27 protein-coding genes are annotated in these 22772 nt (G+C 36.9%); 19 read left to right on the top strand and 8 right to left on the bottom strand.

Annotated features, from left to right (window positions below; all coding sequences use genetic code 11):
* Positions 1-27: 27 nt before the first annotated feature.
* Positions 28-1146, bottom strand: coding sequence for an efflux RND transporter periplasmic adaptor subunit (locus AC106K_RS21950; protein ID WP_482447578.1), 1119 nt, complete (start codon positions 1144-1146; stop codon positions 28-30).
* Between the two features lie 305 nt (positions 1147-1451).
* On the opposite strand from AC106K_RS21950, the gene AC106K_RS21945 reads away from it, so the two are divergent.
* Positions 1452-2045: a porin family protein gene (locus AC106K_RS21945; RefSeq protein WP_482447577.1), complete on the top strand. Its 594-nt coding sequence runs from the start codon at positions 1452-1454 to the stop codon at positions 2043-2045.
* A 237-nt stretch (positions 2046-2282) separates the two neighbouring features.
* On the opposite strand, the gene AC106K_RS21940 is transcribed toward AC106K_RS21945, so the two are convergent.
* Together AC106K_RS21940 and AC106K_RS21935 are read right to left on the bottom strand one after the other, a co-directional pair.
* Positions 2283-3047, bottom strand: coding sequence for a LytR/AlgR family response regulator transcription factor (locus tag AC106K_RS21940; RefSeq protein ID WP_482447575.1), 765 nt, complete (start codon positions 3045-3047; stop codon positions 2283-2285).
* Positions 3044-4162 (bottom strand): sensor histidine kinase, encoded by a 1119-nt coding sequence (locus AC106K_RS21935; protein ID WP_482447574.1) that lies wholly within the window; start codon positions 4160-4162, stop codon positions 3044-3046. Before AC106K_RS21935 ends, AC106K_RS21940 begins: the two co-directional genes overlap by 4 nt.
* A gap of 230 nt (positions 4163-4392) precedes the next feature.
* Here AC106K_RS21935 and AC106K_RS21930 point away from each other — a divergent pair, with 230 nt between their 5' ends.
* Together AC106K_RS21930 and AC106K_RS21925 are read left to right on the top strand one after the other, a co-directional pair.
* Complete coding sequence (locus AC106K_RS21930; RefSeq protein ID WP_482447573.1) at positions 4393-5217, top strand: universal stress protein; 825 nt, start codon at positions 4393-4395, stop codon at positions 5215-5217.
* A 197-nt stretch (positions 5218-5414) separates the two neighbouring features.
* Positions 5415-5897 (top strand): hypothetical protein, encoded by a 483-nt coding sequence (locus AC106K_RS21925; RefSeq protein ID WP_482447572.1) that lies wholly within the window; start codon positions 5415-5417, stop codon positions 5895-5897.
* Positions 5898-5965: 68 nt separating this feature from the next.
* Here AC106K_RS21925 and AC106K_RS21920 read toward each other — a convergent pair whose 3' ends face one another.
* A complete protein-coding gene (locus AC106K_RS21920) occupies positions 5966-6835 on the bottom strand; it encodes an ATP-grasp domain-containing protein (RefSeq protein WP_482447571.1) in 870 nt (289 codons plus the stop codon).
* Between the two features lie 324 nt (positions 6836-7159).
* Between AC106K_RS21920 and AC106K_RS21915 the strand changes: the two genes are divergently transcribed.
* From AC106K_RS21915 to AC106K_RS21890, 6 genes are all read left to right on the top strand, one after another.
* A complete protein-coding gene (locus AC106K_RS21915) occupies positions 7160-7723 on the top strand; it encodes a hypothetical protein (protein ID WP_482447570.1) in 564 nt (187 codons plus the stop codon).
* 11 nt (positions 7724-7734) lie between these two features.
* Complete coding sequence (locus AC106K_RS21910) at positions 7735-8379, top strand: hypothetical protein (protein ID WP_482447568.1); 645 nt, start codon at positions 7735-7737, stop codon at positions 8377-8379.
* Positions 8380-8392: 13 nt separating this feature from the next.
* Complete coding sequence (locus tag AC106K_RS21905) at positions 8393-9163, top strand: sensor histidine kinase (protein WP_482447567.1); 771 nt, start codon at positions 8393-8395, stop codon at positions 9161-9163.
* Positions 9160-9804, top strand: coding sequence for a response regulator transcription factor (locus AC106K_RS21900; RefSeq protein WP_482447565.1), 645 nt, complete (start codon positions 9160-9162; stop codon positions 9802-9804). The genes AC106K_RS21905 and AC106K_RS21900 overlap by 4 nt, the downstream gene beginning before the upstream one ends.
* A 781-nt stretch (positions 9805-10585) precedes the next feature.
* Positions 10586-11431 carry a caspase family protein gene (locus tag AC106K_RS21895; RefSeq protein ID WP_482447564.1) on the top strand — a complete coding sequence of 282 codons (846 nt, stop codon included), beginning with the start codon at positions 10586-10588 and terminating at the stop codon, positions 11429-11431.
* 69 nt (positions 11432-11500) lie between these two features.
* Entirely contained in the window at positions 11501-12511 is a 1011-nt protein-coding gene (locus AC106K_RS21890) for a trypsin-like serine peptidase (protein ID WP_482447562.1), read from the top strand.
* A 77-nt stretch (positions 12512-12588) separates the two neighbouring features.
* Here AC106K_RS21890 and AC106K_RS21885 read toward each other — a convergent pair whose 3' ends face one another.
* Together AC106K_RS21885 and AC106K_RS21880 are read right to left on the bottom strand one after the other, a co-directional pair.
* The gene (locus tag AC106K_RS21885) at positions 12589-12927 is read right to left on the bottom strand and encodes a hypothetical protein (protein ID WP_482447560.1); all 339 of its coding nucleotides are present in this window, start codon (positions 12925-12927) and stop codon (positions 12589-12591) included.
* A 101-nt stretch (positions 12928-13028) separates the two neighbouring features.
* Positions 13029-13328, bottom strand: a complete 300-nt coding sequence (locus AC106K_RS21880; RefSeq protein WP_482447559.1) for a hypothetical protein — start codon at positions 13326-13328, stop codon at positions 13029-13031.
* A 282-nt stretch (positions 13329-13610) separates the two neighbouring features.
* Here AC106K_RS21880 and AC106K_RS21875 point away from each other — a divergent pair, with 282 nt between their 5' ends.
* The 5 genes from AC106K_RS21875 to AC106K_RS21855 are packed head-to-tail and all read left to right on the top strand — an operon-like array spanning position 13611 to position 15680.
* Positions 13611-14120: a hypothetical protein gene (locus AC106K_RS21875; protein WP_482447558.1), complete on the top strand. Its 510-nt coding sequence runs from the start codon at positions 13611-13613 to the stop codon at positions 14118-14120.
* Positions 14117-14464: a tRNA-binding protein gene (locus AC106K_RS21870; RefSeq protein ID WP_482447557.1), complete on the top strand. Its 348-nt coding sequence runs from the start codon at positions 14117-14119 to the stop codon at positions 14462-14464. The genes AC106K_RS21875 and AC106K_RS21870 overlap by 4 nt, the downstream gene beginning before the upstream one ends.
* Positions 14465-14482: 18 nt before the next feature.
* Complete coding sequence (locus tag AC106K_RS21865; RefSeq protein ID WP_482447556.1) at positions 14483-15184, top strand: 3'-5' exonuclease; 702 nt, start codon at positions 14483-14485, stop codon at positions 15182-15184.
* 3 nt (positions 15185-15187) lie between these two features.
* Positions 15188-15514, top strand: coding sequence for an SUF system Fe-S cluster assembly protein (locus AC106K_RS21860; RefSeq protein ID WP_047098097.1), 327 nt, complete (start codon positions 15188-15190; stop codon positions 15512-15514).
* 13 nt (positions 15515-15527) lie between these two features.
* Complete coding sequence (locus tag AC106K_RS21855; RefSeq protein ID WP_482447555.1) at positions 15528-15680, top strand: hypothetical protein; 153 nt, start codon at positions 15528-15530, stop codon at positions 15678-15680.
* A gap of 72 nt (positions 15681-15752) precedes the next feature.
* On the opposite strand, the gene AC106K_RS21850 is transcribed toward AC106K_RS21855, so the two are convergent.
* Together AC106K_RS21850 and AC106K_RS21845 are read right to left on the bottom strand one after the other, a co-directional pair.
* Positions 15753-16586: a sulfurtransferase gene (locus AC106K_RS21850; protein WP_482447554.1), complete on the bottom strand. Its 834-nt coding sequence runs from the start codon at positions 16584-16586 to the stop codon at positions 15753-15755.
* A gap of 157 nt (positions 16587-16743) precedes the next feature.
* Positions 16744-17592 carry a hydroxymethylglutaryl-CoA lyase gene (locus AC106K_RS21845; RefSeq protein ID WP_482447553.1) on the bottom strand — a complete coding sequence of 283 codons (849 nt, stop codon included), beginning with the start codon at positions 17590-17592 and terminating at the stop codon, positions 16744-16746.
* A 276-nt stretch (positions 17593-17868) separates the two neighbouring features.
* On the opposite strand from AC106K_RS21845, the gene AC106K_RS21840 reads away from it, so the two are divergent.
* From AC106K_RS21840 to AC106K_RS21820, 5 genes are all read left to right on the top strand, one after another.
* Positions 17869-18801, top strand: a complete 933-nt coding sequence (locus tag AC106K_RS21840) for a hypothetical protein (protein ID WP_482447552.1) — start codon at positions 17869-17871, stop codon at positions 18799-18801.
* A 185-nt stretch (positions 18802-18986) separates the two neighbouring features.
* Positions 18987-19643 (top strand): hypothetical protein, encoded by a 657-nt coding sequence (locus AC106K_RS21835; RefSeq protein ID WP_482447551.1) that lies wholly within the window; start codon positions 18987-18989, stop codon positions 19641-19643.
* Between the two features lie 115 nt (positions 19644-19758).
* Entirely contained in the window at positions 19759-20691 is a 933-nt protein-coding gene (locus AC106K_RS21830) for a hypothetical protein (RefSeq protein ID WP_482447549.1), read from the top strand.
* Positions 20692-20862: 171 nt separating this feature from the next.
* Positions 20863-22110: a peptidase T gene (gene pepT / locus AC106K_RS21825; protein ID WP_482447548.1), complete on the top strand. Its 1248-nt coding sequence runs from the start codon at positions 20863-20865 to the stop codon at positions 22108-22110.
* 2 nt (positions 22111-22112) lie between these two features.
* Positions 22113-22679, top strand: a complete 567-nt coding sequence (locus AC106K_RS21820) for an energy transducer TonB (protein WP_185290000.1) — start codon at positions 22113-22115, stop codon at positions 22677-22679.
* Positions 22680-22772 lie beyond the last annotated feature (93 nt).

Here is a 22772-nt window from a genome sequence, read left to right as displayed (position 1 = left end):
TCGAATGTTCTAAGAATGATTATATAATTATTTTGAAGGAGTCACTTTGGCCACTACTTTAGCTCCGTCTGTAAGAGCATCTATTCTGTTGACAGCCACTTTATCACCTGCATTTACTCCTTCTTTTACAAAGTAATCCTGAGAGGTACCTCCTGACACCTGAATCTGGGTCATTTTCACTTTATCTTTCCCATCAAGTTTATAAACAAAAAATTTATCCTGAATATCTTTTACGGAAGTTTTCGGAAGGGTAACCACACTATTCAAAGCGTTATAGATCATTACTCTGGCAGTACCTCCTGCGCGTAATAATTTATCCGGATTCTGGAAAACGGCCTTCATCTGGATGCTTCCTGTATTTCTGTCGAAGTTTCCGCTGGCATTTTCAAGTCTTCCTTTGAAAGAATAGGTTGAACCGTCTGCCAGAATCAATTCTACATTTTCTGCATTGTTTCCTGCCGCTGCTCTGCTGTGAGCAATAAAATCGGCTTCATTCATAGAGAAATATACATTCACCGTATTAATATTGGAAAGCGTTGTCAATGGTGACGGATCTGAAGGGCTGATCAGGTTTCCTACCCTGTTCGGGATTCTTCCTATATAACCGCTCACCGGAGCTTTGATATAGGTAAAATTGGCATTGATCTTTGAAGACCCCAATGATGACTGAGCCTGGGCAACCTGTGCGGAGGCTGCTTTATAACTTGCCTGTGCTGTTTTCAACTGCATATCGGAAACTACTTTTCCTTCTACCAGAGGTTTTAGTTTTTCCACTTCCAGCCTTGCGGTTTCCTGGGCAGCCAAAGCGGCTTTCAGAGCCGCTTCATTGGTATTAACCTGCTCATTGTACACAGATGGGTTAATTCTGAATAAGGTCTGCCCTTTACTAACATATTGTCCTTCTTTGATATATACTGCTTCCAGGTAACCTGTTACCTGTGCTTTAATGTCTACGTTATCCTGCCCTTCTATACTTCCCGGGTATCCTGTAGAAATATCTGCATCTCCAGATTTTACCTGAATGAAGTCGGTAGGCAATGCCTGCTGCATCTGTGCTGCATTTTCCTGAGCATTTCCTGAGCCGCAGGAATAGAGTGTCACTGCTGCTATAAGTGAAAGTGCCATATATCCTTTTCTGTAATTCATAACATTGGTCTTTAAATTTTACAGCAGCAAAATAAATTCATATAATAGGGATATTCATACAGAAATCTGGTGAAGCGTAGTTAATCGCAGGTGAAACGTATGATACCAAAAATGAAAGGAAAACTTCTATTTCGACCTTTAAAATCGATAAAAAAAGGACTTTTTCGGCTGGATATTAAAAAAATACGGTTGGACTTCCAATTTATACGGTTCACTTTTAAAACGCTCTGTGGAGATTATTTACCGGCATAATTTCGCAGTATCGAAACATTAAAAAATCAGTCAATAATTTAAAATTTTATCAAATGAAAAAGTTTTTAGCGATCACGGCCCTTGTATTAGGTTTGGGAGTACAGGCACAGCAGACAAAAGAAACAAAAAAAGACTCCGGAATAGAACTGATTCCTAAAGCAGGGATCAATATTGCCAATCAGTCGATCAAAAATGTGAACGGAGAAAAATCCAAAACGTCTTTCCAGGCAGGCTTGGGGGTTAATATACAGACGGGTGTAAAGAATTTTTCTGTACAACCGGAGGTTAATTTTATAAGCAAGGGAACAAAGTTTAAAAATAGCTTCGGAAATCATACTTATAATTTCAATTATATAGAAATCCCGGTATTGGCCAAGTACAGCTTTGGTCCGGTATATGTGAATGCTGGTCCTTCCATCGGATTCCTTATGGGAAAGAATGACAGGATCAAAGCCGCTTATGGTAAAACCAAATCGGTAGATTTCGGATTACAGATGGGAGCTGGTGTAGCACTTCCTGCAGGTCCCGGAAAAATAATTGTAGACGGAAGATATAATTTAGGGTTAAGCAATATCTCTGATGAAAAAGGACTGGATGTAAAAAACAGAGGCTTCGCTATTTCTTTAGGATATGCAATTCCTTTATAGTCTATAACTCATAGCTTTTTCTCTATATCAGTATCCCTTCATGAGCAATTCGTGAGGGGATTTTGGTGTGTAGAAGGTTGGAAGCTTGAAGAGGGAGGCTGGAAGTTAGTATTGTGCAAAAAAACTTCTAATGATCTTAAAGAATTTTAAAGTTCATTAAAAGGATGAATTAAAGCGGACGATCATTTCTTCTATGCCCCCAACAACTTCCTTCTTCCAGCCTCCATCTCCCTTTCATTAATAATCCATCCAGGATTTGAATATGGAAGCTTTTTCTCTGCTTACGATCACTTCCATTTCAGGTTGTTTTCTCAACTCAAGTTTTAGTTTTCCGTTAAAGTGATTAAAGATCTGTTTTACAGAATCAATGTGGATGATAAACTGTCTGTTGGCCCTGAAAAAGAATTTGGGATCCAGTTGTTTTTCGAGTTCTTCCAAAGTTTGCGGTACATTTTCAACGACACCGGTGCTCAGCATGGCTTTACTGATTCCCAATTCGGTATAAAAATATAATATATCTTCAGCCAAAACTGTTTTATAGCCGTCTCTATGCACAATCAGGAACCGTTTTCTGTAATCTTTCGGCTGTATATAATTAAGAAGCCCCTCAATAGCCGTTCCCACAACCGGAACAGCTTCCATAAAGGTTTCATAGCGTTTCAAAGCGGCCTCAAGTTCTTCTTCTTCAATGGGTTTCAGAAGATAATCGATACTGTTGTATTTGAATGCCTGCACCGCATATTCATCATATGCCGTGGTGAATATGACCGCACTTTTGACTTCATGTTTGTTGAAAATTTCGAAGCTCAGCCCATCTGCAAGGCGTACATCCATCATAATGATATCCGGAACGATATTATTTTCCAGCCAATGTACCGTTGAGGTGATCGAATCTTCTACGGAAAGGATTTCAATATGGGGTCTGAGCTTGAGCAGCAATCTTTTCAGTCTGTCTGCATTGGGCTTTTCATCCTCAACTATTAAAATTTTATTAATCTTCATATCAATGGAAGTTTTACAGTAAATTTATCTTCGGTTTTTTCTATTATCGGTTTTGCATATCCCAGGATCTCATAGCGTGAAATAATGTTGGTAAGCCCGACTCCTGAGGAATCCGGCTTATTGATCAGCGGTAAAAAGGTGTTGGAAACGACCAGCTCGCCTTCTGAATTGGTAAAGACCTGTATTTCCAAAGGATTATTTTTTGAAGTCTGGTTATGCTTGATGGCATTTTCAACCAATAACTGCAGGGATAACGGTAATGTATACATTGATCTGTATTCTTCCTGAACATCAATTTTGAATAGGACGCCCTCCCCGATTCTTTTTTCAATCAGAAAAATGTAAGAATCTAAAAACTTCAACTCTTCTTCTACAGCAATAATATCTTTCCTGGAATTGACTAATAGATACCGGTATACTCTGGCAAATTTTTCTGAATATTCATAGCCCAGCTGCTGATCTTCGAGAATAAGCTCAGACAAGACACTCAGGTTATTAAAGATAAAATGCGGATCAATCTGCAGCTTAAGTGCCTGAAGTTCTGCTGCCATAGCCGCCTGCTTGTGTTTGGAGGCTCTCAGCTTGTGCTGTGCTGCTTCCACAGCTGTTTTTTTCCAGTTCTCTAATAAATAATCCACGGTATTAAATGCGCTGATAATAAGCGATATTACAATATTCGTTGCAATCCACTGCCCCAATAAGGTATATTCTTTCCGGTAATCCATTTCCGGTAAATTGTCTGTGGTACCATCAACAATAGCGTTGATAATTATAACGATCAGAACACTTCCCACAATCTGAAGAAATCCCTGAATAAGCAATCTTTTTATCGTCCTGTCTCTCCATGGAAGCAACTTATTGAGCGTCATGTCGATCAGGATACTTACTTCTGAAATGATGACTGAAAAGAGAAGAACCCACAGGGTATCTTCAATGATCATCTGCAATGGGGTATTAAGGTATCCCTGCCAGACCGGATCAAAGGGATCTATAAGATAGGAAAAACCACAAAAGGTCACGACTGCTACCGCCCAGATTACCAGCCTTCTCTTCATGGCTGAAAGAATCTTCTTATTCCGTATTATATTTTTCCTGATGGAAGCAATCCTATTCATATCGGGACTTTGTGAGTGTAAATATAGAAATAGATTTTATATGCCTCTGTCCTATTTTGGACGAGACCGCCAAAACAAGACCTGAACCGTAAAATAGGAGGCTTAAAATGGAAGCCAACGTTTCATCACCTGAAAAAGACATTTCATCATCATTTTATGCAATGTCACCCTATTTTTATGGTCATGCGACAGTTTCCTACCCTAGTTTTGTCTTATCAAAATCAGGTACAATGAAAACAATAATTGTCTGCACAGATTTTTCCCGGGAAGCTGAAAATGCCACTCATTATGCTGCTTCTCTCGCCAAGGAAAACCAATATAAGATGGTGCTGTTCAACTTACAGAGTATTTCCATCCATGCATTGAATGCCCAGGCATCTGCTGATTTTTTCTATGAACAAACGCTTAAAAATCAAAAAAAGCTAGCTGATAAAGCTACTGAAATCACCACATTATATGCGATAGAAACGGAATATTATCTGGCATCCGGCAATTTCATTGAAGAGCTCAATCAATGTATCCAGGCTTCCGGCTGTGATTTCATCATCATGGGAATGGCAGAAAAGACCCTTGAACAGAGATTGCTCGGGAATACCGTCATAAAAGCCATCCACCGGATCAAAAAACCGATTCTGATCATTCCGGGGCATATAGAATATACAGGCATCCGAAAAATGCTATTTGCCTATGATACTCATAAATGTATGAGCTGGTCTGCGATGAATGACATTTATTATTTCATCAATGAATTCAGTTCTGAGATCGAGGTCTTCAATGTGAGTGAAAGTATAGACGATTTTGCAGAGGTTATCCAGGATATTGATCTGAATTCCGGATATGATATGGATGACATTAAATACAGTTTTAAAATGATCCAGTCTATGGAAATTGTAAAAGCCATTGAGGAAGAAGTAAAGCTCACCAATGCCGATCTCCTGACCGTGATCCCTTACCGTTACAATCTTGTGGAATCTCTTTTCCACCGAAGTAAAACAGCTATTATGGCTTATAAAAATAAAGTACCATTGCTATCAATCCCCCTAAACATAGATTAAGAATCAATAAAAATCTGAACATATTTTGAATGATCCTTTTTGCCTTTAACGGTTAAATTTTACACTTAATCTTGTTTAACAGGACCGAATTTCCCTTTTCGGTCCTGTTTTTATTTCAGAACCAATCCTTCAATAAATCTGGTATTTTATCTCAATATTAGTTGTATTTTTATCCCATTCATTCCAATAAAAAAACTATGATAACCCATATTTCTGTCTTCTGCAAGTATCTCATGATCTGTCTGTTGTTTTCCGGAAGTATTTCATTGATTGCCCAAACAACGAATCCCCCTAAAGAAGGCACGAAATATTGCCAGCAAAAAATGAAACTGTTTTCTGATAAGATCATATTAACATTGGATCAGCTTGAGCATCCTATTCAATCTGAAATCATCATCGACCCTGCCCATTTCAATATCAGAACGATTGTTCAGATCCCTAATAAATCAGACAGAAAGATCACAGATTTTACCATTAAGGAAATCAAATGTGAGATGAACGAAGACATGACCTCGGGACAGATCATGTATCTGGTCAAAAATGACAATCCTAAAAGTAAGGTTACCAATAGCGGTTTTATTCTGAAAGCCACTCAGAAAGGGCTTACTTTTTCAAATACCACTGACTCTCCGGAGGATACTGCTGTTGCTTCTATTTCAAAATATGAGATCTTAGAATAATCTTTATAACAAAAAAATCTTCTACGTTTGAAAACGTAGAAGATCATCCTTAATAAATATAAATCTCATCAGGACATCAAAGTTATCAATGCCTGATAATAATTTTCTTGTAATTCATCCTCTCCATTGAGGAATAAATAAGGTTCGATCAGCTCCAGTTCCATCAGATGAAATGCATTGTTGATCAAAACACCGTCTACTCTCGCATACAATACAGGCTGAGGTAAACTTTTCAAATAAGCTCCGGCCTGTCCGATGTGTAAAGGATCCGGAATGGGGTAACTGATGCTTCCTCCGTGGTAGTGCTGTACTCTGAAATCTCCCTGCTTAGGAGTTTTCAATGAGCAATGACTATATTTTCCGTTGAAAAACAGGAATGACCATTCTCCGTTTTTAATTTCATCCACAAAAGGCTGTACCATATAATCCTGCTCTTGCAAAAGCTGCTCAATATCACCTAAGCGTTCATTATAGTTATTTCTATTGACTGTAATGGTATTCTGTGCACCTGCACTTACGCAAGGTTTCACGACTAATTTATCGGAACCAAAATGATCAAAAAAACGATCATTAAATACAGAGCCTTTTTCGAGATACTCAGCAGGAATTACCGGAAGTCCTTTTTCAGTGATGTTTTTCAGATAATGTTTATCGGAATTCCATCTGATAATTTCAACAGGGTTTAATACTTTCACTCCCAGTTCTTCAAGATGTTCCAGCCAGTTCAGAAATTCACCAAGGTGGTTGTGGTAATCCCAGGGAGACTTGATAATGACCACCTCAAAGCTGTTCCAGTCTGTCTCCGGATCATTCCAGATCGTGGGAACAATGTTGAGTCCTTTATTAAGTAAGAAACTGATAAGTTCGGCATCTTCATCATGAGTCACTCCCTGAGAAAGTCTCGCTTCTTTTTTATACCCTGCTAATGCGATTTTCATACTAATGTTTTAAAATGATCAGTGAGGTAAATTTCGGAAAAAACAGAGAACGGATACAGACACAGATTCTTTTATTTTATAGGATACAATTGCTAAATTTTTATTTGTAATACAGCAATTCTTATGGAGTAATCCTCCTTTATATTTCCTATTCACCATTCAGGAAACCATACGCTGTCTGTGGGTATTTATAAAAAGTATGATTTCTATCCTTCTGAATATCAAAAAGTCGTAATTTTAATATAGGATAAAAACAGTGTTTTCACCCTTTTTTATAGTTGAGCCATTAGCTAATTTTGTTCAATAAAATTAAAAACCATAAAAATGAAAACTTACTTTTTCACCAAAACTGCAGGTCTTCTTTGCACAGCATTGATTCTCTTTTTTTGCCTGCTAAGCTGCACCCGATGCTCTGAACCTCCTAAAGAACCCGTAAACGACAGTTATAAAAAGAAACTGATCACTTATGATGAAGCCCGGGTCCTTTATGATGAATATTCCAGAACCAATAATATGATCCTGACCAAATACCGGAACGGAGAGCCTGATTCACGATGGTATTGGTTTTCACTGGAAGAGATGGAAGGCTACATCAAGTACGTAAAGGAAAATTCAAAAAAACAGAATCTGAAAAATGTAGGAATCAGGATCTACATGGGAAAATATCCTGTCAACCATCCCAAAAACAAGATGGCAAAACCGGAGTATGCAGGCTATCAGACTATATTTCTGGTCCCTACTTCACAAAAAAGGAAAAAAGATAATGTAAAAACGATGTCCAGAACTGCAGCACCGGAAGAAAATACGAACGTGGAATCTATAGATCCTATGAATATGACCAATCTGGCTCCGCCACCAAAAGCTTCAGCGACTACAGGGATGCAATAAAAAACAAAGCTATGAACTGGAATATTGAAATAGGGAAACAGCTAACTATGGTCATATCCATTGTAGTCATGGTTTTAATGATCATAAAGTATAGAAAGACCGGGAAGGAGAATCTATTTTTTATCATAGGGTATCTGTTGTCCTCTCTTATTGATATTTTTTGCTATTTCTACTTCATGCTGACGGGTTTACCTACGGATATATTCTATGTAATTGGCTTTTTAATGATTGTATTTTTTTTGTATCTACTGTATTATTATCAATTGCTGTACGTTCCGGTGCTCAAGAAGATACAACTCATCATCTTAGCTCTTTTTATACTCAATATTGCTGTCATGCTGTACCAGGAAGATGATCTGCTTCATCATTTTTCTTTTACGATGCTATATGTAGATATTCTTTTGCTGTTATTTTCAATCATTCTGTTTCTGTATCAGACTTTTAATTCGGATAAGATACTGGGAATCAACAATTATTTACCTTTCTGGATTTCAGTGGCTTTACTGATCTTTTTTATCGGAAGCATTCCGATCTTATTTTTCAGAGCTACGGTTTCGGAGAGTATTTATTTCTTCATTTTATTTATGTTGAATCTGATCAGTAACGGGATCCTTATATTCGGGTTGGTCTGGAACAAACAGGACAAAATCAGATAAATACTTCGTAGATATGGAAGAGAATAATTTGGTGATCATCTTTACAGTTACTCTATTCATCATTGTTCTGACAATGATCTTCATCTATGTGGTGTTCATCAAGAAAAAAACCACGCTGCTGATCGCCCAAAAAGAAAAAGATCTGCGTTTTGAAAAAGAGCTTGCCACCTCGCAGGTCGAGATCAAGGAACAGACGCTCAATTATATTGGGCAGGAATTGCATGATGACCTGGGGCAAAAGCTTTCTGTTGTCAGGCTGCGGCATAATCAACTGATTGCCAAACTAAAAAATACTGAAAAAGAGGACCTCATCGAGCTGAATGAGCTATTGGGAGAATGTATACAGGATATAAGAAATCTTTCCAAAACACTGATCACAGAGCAGATCATTCATTTCGGGCTGGCAGAATCCATAGAAAGAGAAGTTCTCAGGATCAAAAAACTGAAATTATTAAAAATAGAATTCATCACGCAAAAACAGGATATTGATATTTCGCCCAAACATGGTTTGATTCTTTTCAGGATCATCCAAGAAAGCATCAACAACATTCTGAAACACTCCAGAGCCAAAAATGTTTCCATACAGATGGAAGATGACTGTAAGACACTACATATCAGCATTTCTGACAACGGAAAAGGTTTTGATACCAGCCAGATTCAGGACGGCTCGGGATTGAAAAACATGGAACTGAGAGCCAAGCTGATTCATGCAGAGCTGTCTATACAGTCAGAACTCAATAAAGGGACACAAACTTTGATAACCTACCATAAAAATTTATTATGAAAACGATTCCCATAGCCATTGTTGATGATCATACTTTAATCTCTAAAGCACTGGAGAATATGATCATGGAAAACACTCAATATAAAGTGATTATGAATCATCCCAATGGGGAAGAATTTATTGCAGGGCTGGAAAAGGCTACCGAACTGCCTGCCGTAGTCCTCATGGATGTCAACATGCCTTATAAAAACGGTATAGAAACCACAGAATGGCTTACTGAACATTACCCAGACATCAAGGTCATTGCCCTGACTATGGATGATGACGAAAAAATACTCATCAAAATGCTAAAAGCAGGAGCAAAGGGGTATTTGCTGAAAGATATGCAACCCGCCATCCTCTTTCAGGCTATAGAGACGGTATTTGAGAAAGGCAGTTTTTATACTGATTTTGTGGCTCAGAAATTATTAAAAGTAAAAACAGAAGAGGCCAAAAATGCATCGCTCCTTTCTGAACTGAGAGACAGAGAAAAAGAGTTTATAAAATGGGCCTGCAGTGAGCTTACCTACAAGGAAATAGCTGATAAAATGTGCCTGAGCCCTAAAACGATTGATGGCTACAGAGATTCGGTTTTTGTAAAACTGGACATCAAGAACAGGGCTGGCCTGGTCCTTTTTGCTTTAAAACATGATCTGTGCTGATCTATCGTGAACATGTCCCGGATATCAGAAGCTTAAAGTTTTAAGGTATGGGGCAGAATTTTCATGTATTTTTATTAGTTTTTTTATCATTTCTTAATCAGATTTTATGAAATTTTTTAAAACGAATCTCCTAATAACTCCTACCCCTTTCTACTTTTAATTTTCTTAGTCAAGATTCATATCAACAATCCTTTTTTACATTCTATATTCTCATCCGGCAGCTGAGCAGCATGCCGGTTTTTCATTATAACACCTCCTGTTAATAAAGACATTATGGATCATGCTCAAAAGCTATGGTAAAACAATTGAATACCGATTGATTATTCTAAAATTTATAGACACAAAGAATTAGTGATTCGAATACTTTACTTTAGGAAGCTAAGTAATGCAACTTCGTCGCTGATGAAGCTTTGTGACTATGCGGTCGCTTCTTCAGATCGATTGAAAAATAGACCCCTTCTTAGCTCACTTAAATAAAACATACGCAAACATGAAGCTTTACGTGAAACCCTATCTCCACAACTGTTGATTCTAATTGGTAAAGAACATAACATTTTTTCTATTCAGATGAACTCAATTTTTTGCTGGGTCCACAACTTTTGGTACTGATCCGACATTATCAAAGAAAATAATTTCAATAAAAGGTTTTTCCCTTCTCTAAAATGCGGTTTTATCCTCTGTTTTGGTCTTCTGGAATAATGGAATTTTGTCATAGAAAAAAACAGACAGGCAGAACCCGAAAAGCCGAAACAGAGTAGGGATTATTTTTAAAACCAATACCATGAAAAAAGCACTCATCGTAGGAATTAACGATTATGCTCCTGTTGGATCCGGCGGTCCGGACCTCAACGGCTGTATAAATGACGCAAGGGATATGGCAAATACGCTGGTCATTTGCGGCTTTAGTCCTGCAAAGATTAAAATTCTGACTAATCAAAATGCAACAAGAGCCAATATACTCAACTATCTGAAATCATTGATCAGTACAAGCGTAAAAGGAGACTCTCTTGTTTTCTATTATTCAGGACACGGAACCAGAGTTGCCAATATCGGATCGGATCTGGAGATTGATGGCCTGGACGAGGCAATCTGTCCCCACGATTATGCAAATGCCGGTGTAATCCGTGATGATGATTTTAAAACAGTTCTCAGTACGCTAAAAGCGGGTGTCAATATGGAAGTGATCCTCGACTGCTGCTATTCGGGAACAGGAACAAGAAAGCTGGATCTTGGACTGGAGGCAGACCTGCTTAATGAAACCGCCCGTTATATTCCTCCCATGCTTGAGGATGAATTTTACCTGACCTATGCCAGTGAAATAGAATCTTCGAAAAATACGAAAAAGGCAGCAGAACTTACCAAAGCTCTGGTTCCGGTTGTTGGCATGAACCATACTTTATGGGCTGCAGCTAAAGACAATCAGGTATCTATGGAAGGAAATTTAGGCGGACAGGTAAGAGGCTATTTCACTTATCATTTCTGTAAAGTATTGCGGGCCACCAACGGGAATATCATTAGAAAAACACTTGACAAACAAGTTGCTGTGGCATTGTCTGCTATGGGAGCTGCCCAGATCAACCAGACGGAAAGCATCCGTTCAGAATTCTCTCAAAAAATATTTACCTAATCACCACCAATGGCGGAATCCGAAAAGCCATCAAAAGAGTAGGAAAAGATAGACTAAAACTTAATAATCATGTCTAAAATCGAAAACACTAACCCAATGACAGCAGAAGAAGTTTCAAGACTTCGCTCTGTGAAAGCAAAATCGGCTGAAAAATCTTCAGCTATTGAAAAATTATTCAGCCAGGCTCCTGCCATGGAAACCATGAACGGAAGAACTTTTCCTAAAGGGATGAAAACAATAGGGATGCCTATGGATGAAAAAAAAGCAGAAAACAGATCCATTGAAACTGATCATTTTTATCCTACTCATTCTGATTTTGAATACAGTCCAAAGCTGGAACTTAAAAAAGACCGTAAGCCAAAATTCATAGACAGAGATTCTTTTCTGACTTCGGAAAATGCAAGAACCATATTCGGAGCTGATCAGAGAAAGGTTTATAATTCTACTGCATATCCATGGCGATGCGTGGGCAGAGTGGAAAGCTCTCTAGGTTCAGGAAGCGGTGTCATGATTGGCCCAAGACACCTTCTTACTTGCTCCCATATTGTAGACTGGCAGCCTAATAATACAACCGGCTGGTTAAAATTCACTCCAATGTATTATAACGGAAGCGCACCTTACGGAACTGCCTGGGGTACACTAACCTACTACAAGTATAAAGTAGCGGGACCTAGTATTGACTCGACAGAAATACAGTATGACTATGTCGTTATTGTCTTAGACAGACCTATAGGAAACAGTACAGGATGGCTGGGAGCCAAATCATATTCTGATTCGTGGGACGGAGGTGCTTACTGGACTCATGCCGGGTATCCCGGAGATCTTACAGGAACTCAAAGGCCTACTTATCAAACCGGAATTGCCCTGGATGGTGATTTCTGGAGTGCTGATGATAATGAAAGTATGAGCCACAAAGCAGATATATGGCCTGGGCAAAGCGGAGGCCCATTCTGGGGCTACTGGGATGGTGCTCCTTATGCTGTGGCTACCCAAAGCGCTCATAATCCAAGTGATAATTTTGCAAGCGGCGGATCAGATTTAGTAGATCTGGTTATCAAAGCAAGAAATGAACATCCTTAATTTATTTTTTAGTTTCAATATAAAGCCTGCCTTTCAAGGTGGGTTTTATATATTGAACAATCTCAATAACAGAAAGATTATTTATAATCAAATCGATCTTCATCCGGGTACCAATATCGGGTTAGACTTTTTCCTAAGGTGTCATTTTCGTATGATTTTAATTGATCTTCCAAATGACCTACAGTACTAAAAGCGACAACTCTTCCTCCTTTATTCTCTACTAAAAAAGGAGCGCTTCCTACCAATGATTTATTAAAGTTCCCTGTTAAAAGATACTCTTTAGCGTCATAAGAGTAAACATTCCCATATGGTTTTTTAATAATTTTATCTATGACCACCTCAATATCTTTACCTCCTTCGCCCATTTTTTTTAAAAAGCGTTCTGCTATGGCAAGCATTTCGTTGTCTGTTAACATATCTGATTTTAATTGTTGCTATTGCGCGAGCTCTATTTATTTTTTAATCTAAAAACGAATCTAAATTTAAAAAGAAAAGCTGTCTTGAAGAAGATTAAAAATCACCCGAAATTCACATATTCATAATCCTCGAATTGTATTTCCTTTAATTGGCTGATAATAAAACGGGCTCTTTCATTTTCCCAATCTCCTTGTATATAGGGCAAAAGCTTTTCCCATTCTTTGACGGTTTCTTTTAATTCAGCTTCTTCAAAATCATGAGGAAACTCCCAATTAGATAAATGAACCATTTGATATTTTGCAAATAAAGGCAACCAATATTCATAAAAAAATTCATGGGTAGAAATCGGAATTTCGATTATTGATCCATTTTTTGCTTTGGCTATGATGCTGTATGACATTATATTAGATTTTTAAATAGAGATTTAAGTTGAGTATCATCTCATTAAAATAACAAAATCTTGTTTATTTTTCTCTGGTTTTATATTCAATATATTTTTTATAATCCAAGGATAAAAAAGAAAGATAAGATATTTCTCTGCCAATTTTCTAATTGTGTTGATTTCTTTTGGTGGAAAAGATGGATTTAGAATTATAACATCATCATCTTTTATTAATATACATGTACAACCCACCTTAGTATTCTCAATATTTTAATACATTTGTTATAAAACATATTCCGAATGAATTTCGAGCAGGTCAACCTACACCTTGAGGCGTATAAAGAGCACAATCAGATTCTGGATGCAGCGAAATATCTGATCCATTCTTTTAATCTGGAACATGAGAACTTTGCAGGATTTGGTTTCAGGGAAGAGCTTTCTCCCACATCGATGCTTCTTACCGCTGAAGGCGAACTGGGAGGGCCGCAGACTGTAATGATCCCCAGAAATTTATTTGATTTTGACCTGAACCTGGTCCTGAATATGGTAGCCCATGAAATGCTTCATGTAAGACAGAAAGCTCCCGGGCAAGTGATCGAAGATAAAAATGAACGGGAGTTCCAGGCCTATTATGAGATGCTTTTCCATAAAGTATTTCCCCAGGTACCGGAAGTTTCGGATTTTCATAAAAAATTCTTTGGCGGAAAAGCTCTGGAGTATTATAAAAGAATGGGTGAAGGTTCAGAATTACAACAGAAATATGCAGAACAGAAAACAGAAGTAGAACATTTAATCAACGAATTACCATGACCGTAAAACCAGACATCACTTGGGCAGATTTTGAAAAGATAGACATCCGATGCGGAACCATCATCTCTGTAAATGATTTTGAAAAAGCAAGAAACCCTTCCTATCAATTGGAAATAGACTTCGGAGATCTTGGAATCAGAAAATCATCAGCACAGATCACTTCTCTTTACCAGAAAGAAGAATTGGTAGGGAAACAAATTCTGGCCGTAGTGAACTTCCCCAAAAAACAGATTGCCAACTTCTTCAGCGAATGTCTTGTTTTAGGATTATACGGTGAAGACAAAAATGATGTCACGCTTTTGACTCCTTCATTACCTACAAAGAATGGAATGCAGGTAGGATAAGAAAACAAAAAAACACCTATGATACAGAACATACCAATAGAACGGGTATTATTTCTTGATATTGAAACCGTTCCTCAGGCAGGTTCCTGGGATGAATTATCCGAAACAGACCAACATCTCTGGGATAAGAAAACAAAGTTCCAGAGAAAAGACGATGTTTCTGCGGAAGAATTTTATGACAGAGCCGGTATTATGGCTGAATTTGGAAAAATCATCTGCATTACCATCGGAATGATTGAAAAGAATGAGACGCTAAGAATAAAAAGCTTCTCCGGACATGATGAGAAAAAATTACTTCAGGAGTTTGGTACTTTATTCAACAGTCCAAGGCTTCATAATGTCATTCTCTGTGCCCATAACGGAAAAGAATTTGATTTTCCCTGGATTGCCAGACGCTATCTGATCAATGGAATGCAGCCCCCTGTACCCTTCCAGATGTTTGGGAAAAAGCCCTGGGAAATTCCTCATATAGACACTATGGAACTGTGGAAGTTTGGGGATTATAAAAGTTTTGTATCCCTGGAATTACTGGCTCATGTCTTTGGTATTCCCACTCCAAAGGATGATATTGACGGCTCAATGGTTTCATCAATTTACTACATAGAAAAAGACTTGCAGCGAATTGTTGATTATTGTGAAAAAGATGTCTTAACTTTGGCAAATATTTTCCGGCGTATGCGTCAGGAAGATTTGTTGAAAAGGAATATCAATTTAGATTAAAAAATGAAATTTACAGACGATCAAATTGCTGACATTGGTGAAGAAATCATCAACGTGCTTAAAACCGTATACGATCCCGAAATTCCGGTAGATATTTACGAATTAGGGCTCATTTATGATGTACAGATCTCCGATGACGCTGATGTAAAAATTATAATGACCCTTACTACTCCGAACTGCCCTGTCGCTGAAACCCTTCCACAAGAGGTAAAAGATAAGGTCGCTGAAGTAGAAAATGTAAAAAGTGTTGATCTGGAACTTACTTTTGAACCGAGCTGGAACAAGGATATGATGAGCGAAGAGGCGAAGTTCGAATTGGGAATGCTATAAAATGACTCAAAAAATGATAAAGAAAATCGGAGCAATCCTCCTTGCTTTCCTTGGAATATACATGCTTTATATGGGCGCTGAGATGAAGGCCCAGCCTCCTTTTATTACAGGAATAGGCTTTATCATTATTTCTTTGTTTCACTTAAGTAAAAAAGAAGCAGCATAGAACACTACGATACCATAAAAAAGAAGGATGCCTGATCAGACATCCTTTTTTGTATTTTATATCACTTTGATTTTAAACTTCTTTTGCAATTTCTTTGCCCTCTCTCCTGCTCCATTCACTCCAGGAACCTACATACAGATCCGGAAGTGGAAAACCGGCATAATCCAGAGCTAAAATGGTATGACATGCTGTAACTCCGGAACCGCAGTGGATAATCAGATGTTCAGGTTTGTTTTCTAATAATCTGCTGTACTTTTCTTTTAAAATCTCCGGTTTCAGAAAATTACCATTTTCATCAAGGTTCTCAGAAAAAGGAATATTGATCGCTCCCGGAATATGCCCCGCAACCAGATCAATGGGTTCAGATTCTCCTCTGTATCGGTAAGCATCTCTGACATCAACAACTGTAGAATTTTCATTTTCCAACTCATTTTCAACTGTTTCCAGGCTTGAAACAGGAAGCCCCCAATGCTCTTTTCTGATCAACGTCGCTTTATCAAACATCTCTTCACCTGATGAAAACTCCACTCCATCTTTTTCTGCCGACTGCATTCCTCCATCCAGAACCTGTACCTTTAATCCGAATGCTTTCAACATCCACCATGCTCTTGCCGCAGCATTCGACCCGTTTTTATCGTCATAAACAATGATATGAGCGCCTTCAGCAATGCCCAGATCTGAAAGTGTTTCTGCAAATTTTTCTAAAGCAGGAAGCGGATGCCTGCCTCCAAAAGCGGCATTTTCTCCAATCTCAGCCAGATCTTTATCCAGATCGATGAATCTTGCTCCTTTGATGTGTTTTTCAAGATAAGTTTGCTTTATATCCTTTCCGGTTCTTGCATCGAGGATAATGATGTTTTCTGCCGGAAGGTTTCTGAATTCGGATGGTGAAATGATTGGAGACATTTTGTTGATTTTTGGGTTTAATTTATTTAAGTTTCGGCTAAAGCCTGATGTATTTCAATATAATAAAGCGGGCTAAAGCCCGCTCCTATTGATGTATTTATTCTTCGCAGGAAGAGAATCGGTCTACTCTCTAAAGCCTGCGATGGGTTAATTCATTTTAAAAATGAAAAATATCCTTCGCCTTATTGTAAGAACTTTCAAAGTTTAAAAGGTTCAGTTTATGCTCTGCTTTTTCAACACTCATAAAGTTGATCACCTGCTCTGTAGGCATATTTCCTACCAGATCATCCTTAGCCATAGGGCATCCTCCGATACCTTTGATGGCACTGTCGAATCTGCGGCAACCTTGGTCATACGCAGCTTTCAGTTTGGAATAAGAATCTTCGTAACGGTTGTGGAAATGCCCACCGAAGTTGATTTCCGGATATTTAGCCGGAATTTTTTCAAACAAAAGTGCGATTGTTTCAGGTGTTGCTACCCCAGTGGTATCAGAAAGAAGAATATCTTTAACTCCGATGTCTGAGAATCTTTGTGCCCATTGGTCTACATCTTCCCACTTCCACATTTCGCCATACGGGTTTCCAAAAGCCATTGAAAAATAAATATTCAGCTGCTTTCCTTCGCTTTTTACCAGCTCAAGCATTCTGATGATTTCTTCAAAAGCTTCTTCCTGGCTCTTATTGGTATTTCTATGCTGAAATGTTTCAGAAATAGAGAATGGAAATCCCAGAATATCCACAGACTGATGTTTTAATGCTTTTTCAGCACCTCTGTAGTTTCCGATAATCGCAGAAACTTTAGTCCTGGAACGGGATTTATCAATATTTTCAGCCACCTCATCAGAGTCGGCCATTTGGGGAATTGCTTTTGGAGAAACAAAGCTCAGACAATCCAACACATCAAAACCAACATCCATTAAGGAGTTGATATAATCTATCTTTTTATCAGTAGGGATAAACTCTCCCCATCCCTGCATTGCATCTCTAGGACATTCGGTAAGAAACATTTTTACTTTTTGATTTTCTCAAATATAATAAAACTAAACTATTTAGTATACTGTACATACAAATCTATCATTTTTTTGATTTTCAAAGATTTATATCTGATTTATAATTTCAATAACTGATATTCCATTGCCGATAAACTATTAGAAAACAGATTTAACCCGCTTGACAAGTATTTTTATATATTTGATTGAAGCTCCCAAACTAATAAATATGACCGGTAATGCAGAAGGTTAAATACATTCTTCATTCATTACCCTATTTAAACTAAAAAAACCATGAAAACTGTAAGCCTCTTGCTACTATTAGTTTCTATTTTCTGCAATAGCCAGCAGAATAGAAATGATAAAAAATATTTAGACCCCGAAACAATTTCCAAAAAATATCAGAATTTAAAAGACAAGTATTATTCTTTGGTAGAAAAAAACAAGCAAAACCTTATCAATGAATATGGAGTCTATTTTAATAAAGCCTCCTATGAACAGGAGAAGCAAAAGAAAAATGGAGAGTGGATTCATCCTTTACATTCAAAATCTACATTTATTTTGAAAGAGGGAAATCAAGAATTTTTTATAAAAGATGAAGGACAGAATTTACAAATTTATACTACAATCAGAGGAAATTTGGTTGAGCAGGCAACCTTTATAAAGAAAGAAAACAAAGTGGCTATTGTAAATAATTTTGTAGAAGGTATAGGTGCAAAATATGATTATGACAATGGTAAAACCTATATCACTCATTTTATTGAAGACAAATATGACTCTTATAAAGGGGATCTCATGCTTTACCAGGAATTTGTGAACAACCAATTGATTCAGGAAAAAAATTATAAAAAAGATTTCAAAATCAGTAAAGAGCAAATGCTAAAAGAACTGCCGAGTAATTTTTATTATAGTGCAATAGATCATTTAGTAAAAAAACGCAAAATATGGCTTGGACAAAGGAAAATGGAGGTGTCAACCAATGAAATCGAAAAAGAAATGAAAGAACGTATACAGCCTATTAAAAATAGGTTAAAAACCGCATTAGAAAATAAAAATGAGTTTTATAGAGAGATTCGCATTTATAAAATGTACAGTGAAAATAATGCTCCTATATATCATTTGAACATTCCTGAAGACCCTACAATCACTAGTGTTTACTGGATAATAAATATAGATGGAAAAACCAATAAAATAATAAGCATTGAACAGGTAATTCCAATTGACTAGAATAAATACAAATTAAATACCTCATCAAAGACTTAGGTATTTAAGCTTCCATTTTTTTCAAAAACGCTGTTATCCGATCATTTATGAAAAACTTAATCATCATATTAATGTCTTTCCTGGCATTTATTAACTGTCCCGCACAAAAAAGACAATCCGCCAACAAAATGTCTAAAAAACATCATACAATGGAAATACCCAACATCACAAAAAATGACATAGAAATATTAGGATTAAGTGATTTTATTCAAGAAAATCTTAAAAGTAAAAATGATTCAAAAGAACTGACTTTTGAAAAAAATGGATTTATAGGGAGTTATAAGGATGGTAAAATAACATTATTAGGTAAAATAACAGAAGATAATACCCCCGAACTTAATTCAATAAGAAGAAGTGGACAAAAATTTGAACAATACGCACAAACCTTCGTTTATTTTTATCCCGATAGCAAGATTCATATAATAAAGCAAACCATTAATACTCCCAATGGGTACTTCAATGCTGGAAATTGGTATGTATATGATGAAGCCGGAAACTTATTACAGCATATTGATCATGAAAAACATTTTAAAATGACCTACTATGAAATCGCTCAGATTGCAGATTCCTATGGTTATTCCTCCATAACAATAGCAAGATATTTTGATAATAAAAATTCTTACTGGCAAATCAATTTAAATGGAGTTCAGGATGAGCCTGTAGAACCTAAAATAATTATAATTAATGATAAAACGGGGAAAGTCCTACGTGAGTTAAAAAAAGATGAATTTTATAGTTTTCAAAGCTTTTTTCTGAGTTCGAAAAAATATCAGGAGGATCTATATAAACTTTTCAAACATGATTAATATTGATGCGAATATTAATAAAAATAAAGTATTAGCTCCTGGTTTCTAATCTAATATGAAGCATTTGATTCAACAAGTTATCATCCATTATCCATTTTAAACTAAAAACAAAACCATGAAAGGATTAAGCATTTTGTTAGTATTGTTTTCGATTCTCTGCAATAGCCAGCAGAATAGAAATGATAAAAAATATTTAGACCCCGAAACAATTTCCAAAAAATATCAGAATTTAAAAGACAAGTATTATTCTTTGGTAGAAAAAGATAAGCAAAACCTTATCAATGAAGATGGGGTCTATTTTAATAAAGCCTCCTATGAACAGGAGAAACAAAAGAGAAATGGAGAGTGGATTGATCCTTTACATTCAAACTCTACATTTATTTTGAAAGAGGGAGATCAAGAGTTTTTTATAAAAGATGAAGGACAGAATCTGCAAATTTATACTACAATCAGAGGAAATCTAATTGAGGAGGTAACCTTGATAAAGAAAGATAACAAAGTACATAGAGTGATTAATTTTCCTGATGGAATAGACGCAAGCTATGATTTTGACAATGATAAAATACTCCTCTATCATTTCATTCAAGACAAATACGACCCCAAGAAACAGGACATCACGCTTTACCAGGAATTTGTTAATGACAAATTAGTATTGGAAAAAAACTATCAAAAAGATTTCAAGGTAAGTAAAGCACAAATGTTAAAACAACTCCCGGGTAATTTTTATACTACCGCATTAGATTATATGATCAAGAAACAAAAAGAAAATCCTGATAACAGTCAAATGAAGTTATCCGTGAGTGAAATTGAAAAGTCTGCAAAAGAAAAAGTACAGTTGATTAAGGAGAAATTAAAGACTGCACTAGAAACTAAAAATGATTTTTATAGAAAGATGAGAATTAATAAAATCTACAATGAAAATAATGCTCCTGTGTATTTTTTGATCTTTCCTGAAAACCCCGGAGCCACCCGCACTACCTGGATGATCAGTATTGATGCAGAAACTAATAAAATCATAAGCATTGAACAAGAAGATCCTATATACTAAAATGAATACTGTTGAATACTAAAGTCTGTTGAATGACGAAAATCTATTCTCCACTTTTTAGCTTATCTTTTCAATAGTATGTTATATGACATATAAGTCATGATTTACCAAGCGGTTTCCACCCGCTATATACAAATTACGTCGTATATTTGTTGAAATTTAATGCTAATAATGAGTACAATAGAATTCAGCCCATTGTGGAAAGAAAAGTTACTGAACCGTTTTCTTAGTTATGTAAAAATATATTCAACGAGTGATGCAGAAAGTGAGTCTACACCTTCTACAGAGCGCCAGTGGAATATTGCCAATTATATTACCGAAGAGTTGAAAACAATCGGTTTAGAAGATGTTTCAATTGATGAGCACGGTTATATTATGGGCTATGTTCCTTCTAACCTTGAAAATGATGACAGGCCTACGATAGGATTCATTTCACACTACGATACATCACCTGATTTCAGCGGGGAAAATGTAAAACCTCAGGTTTGGGAAAATTATGATGGAAACGACCTTCTGCTGAACCAGACTACAGGATTCACTTTATCGCCTTCAAGATTTGAAAGCTTAAAAAAATATATTGGTCAGACTGTAATTACTACTGACGGAACTACGCTTCTTGGTGCTGATGATAAAGCAGGTTGTGCAGAGATTGTAACTGCTGCAGAATATCTTATCGCTCACCCTGAAATCAAGCACGGAAGAATCGCCGTAGGATTTACTCCTGATGAAGAGATTGGAAGAGGTGCACACAAGTTTGATGTGGCTAAATTCGGTGCAGAATGGGCTTACACGATGGATGGCGGAGAAGTTGGAGAACTTGAATATGAGAACTTTAACGCTGCCGGAGCCGTAGTGAAAATCCACGGACTGAGCGTACACCCTGGGTATGCTTATGGTAAAATGATCAATGCGGCTTTATTAGCGGCTGAGTTTGCTCAAACGTTACCCGCAAATGAAACCCCTGCAACCACTAAAGGTTTTGATGGATTCTATCACTTAATGGACATTACTGCTGATATTTCTGAAGCTAAACTGCAATACATCATCCGTGATCACGATGCTGATAAATTTGAAGCAAGAAAGAAATTCTTAGAAGAAAAAGTTGCGGAATTCAACCAAAAACATGGCGAAGGAACTGCTGAAGTAGAAATTAAAGAGCAGTACAGAAACATGAAACAGCAGTTTGAAGGCAAAATGCACATCGTAGATCTTGCAGCAAAGGCAATGACTGAAGCAGGTATCGAGCCAAAGATCAAAGCGATCAGAGGAGGTACGGATGGTGCACAGCTTTCTTATATGGGACTTCCATGCCCGAATATCTTCGCTGGAGGAATCAACTTCCACGGACCTTACGAATATGTAGCTTTGGAAAGTATGGAAAAAGCAACTGAAGTAATCATTAACATTGTAAAAGCTTAATTATGAAAAAACTCCTGGCATTAGCATGTATTTTCACATTTGTTTTCGGGAGTGCCCAGATCTCTGAATTTCAGAGAGCAGATTCCCGGTATGAAAGAAAGAAAAAGGCTCTGTACAACAAATATCCGAAGCCTAATGATCTAAGAACCAAGAAAGAATGGCTTCTGACGGAAGATAAAATAGCTGCCTACAAAGATGCTTTGGATAAAGCTTCTGCTGAAGGACAAAAAATGATCGCTTTGGATCCGCCTACGAAATCAAAGGTGACTAAAGAAGCTGAGTATGATCAGGGAAAAGCCTCTTTTCAGAAATTTTTATACGAGGCTGTTGATCTTGATTTTTTAAACTTTTCATCAGACTCTTATAAAGCTACCATGACCTTTGTGGTAGATTCTAAAGGAAATGCCCTTGATGCTCAGGTAAAAGGGAATAATGAAGATGTCAATGCATTCATTGAAGCTGCTTTTTATCGGATCAAAGATAAAGGCAAGTGGAAACCTGCAGAAGACAAAGGGAAACCGGTATCTTCTACGGTATCTGTTCCTTTGATGCTTACCTTCAAAAAATAAATATATAAACCCGCTTTTCTTAGCGGGTTTTATTTTTCCTGTTTGTTTTGCCTGCATTCTCAACACCCTCATATCTAATTCATTTTCGGATAC

This window comes from Chryseobacterium sp. FR048, from assembly GCF_056844665.1.
This window is presented reverse-complemented; position numbering and strand designations above follow the sequence as displayed.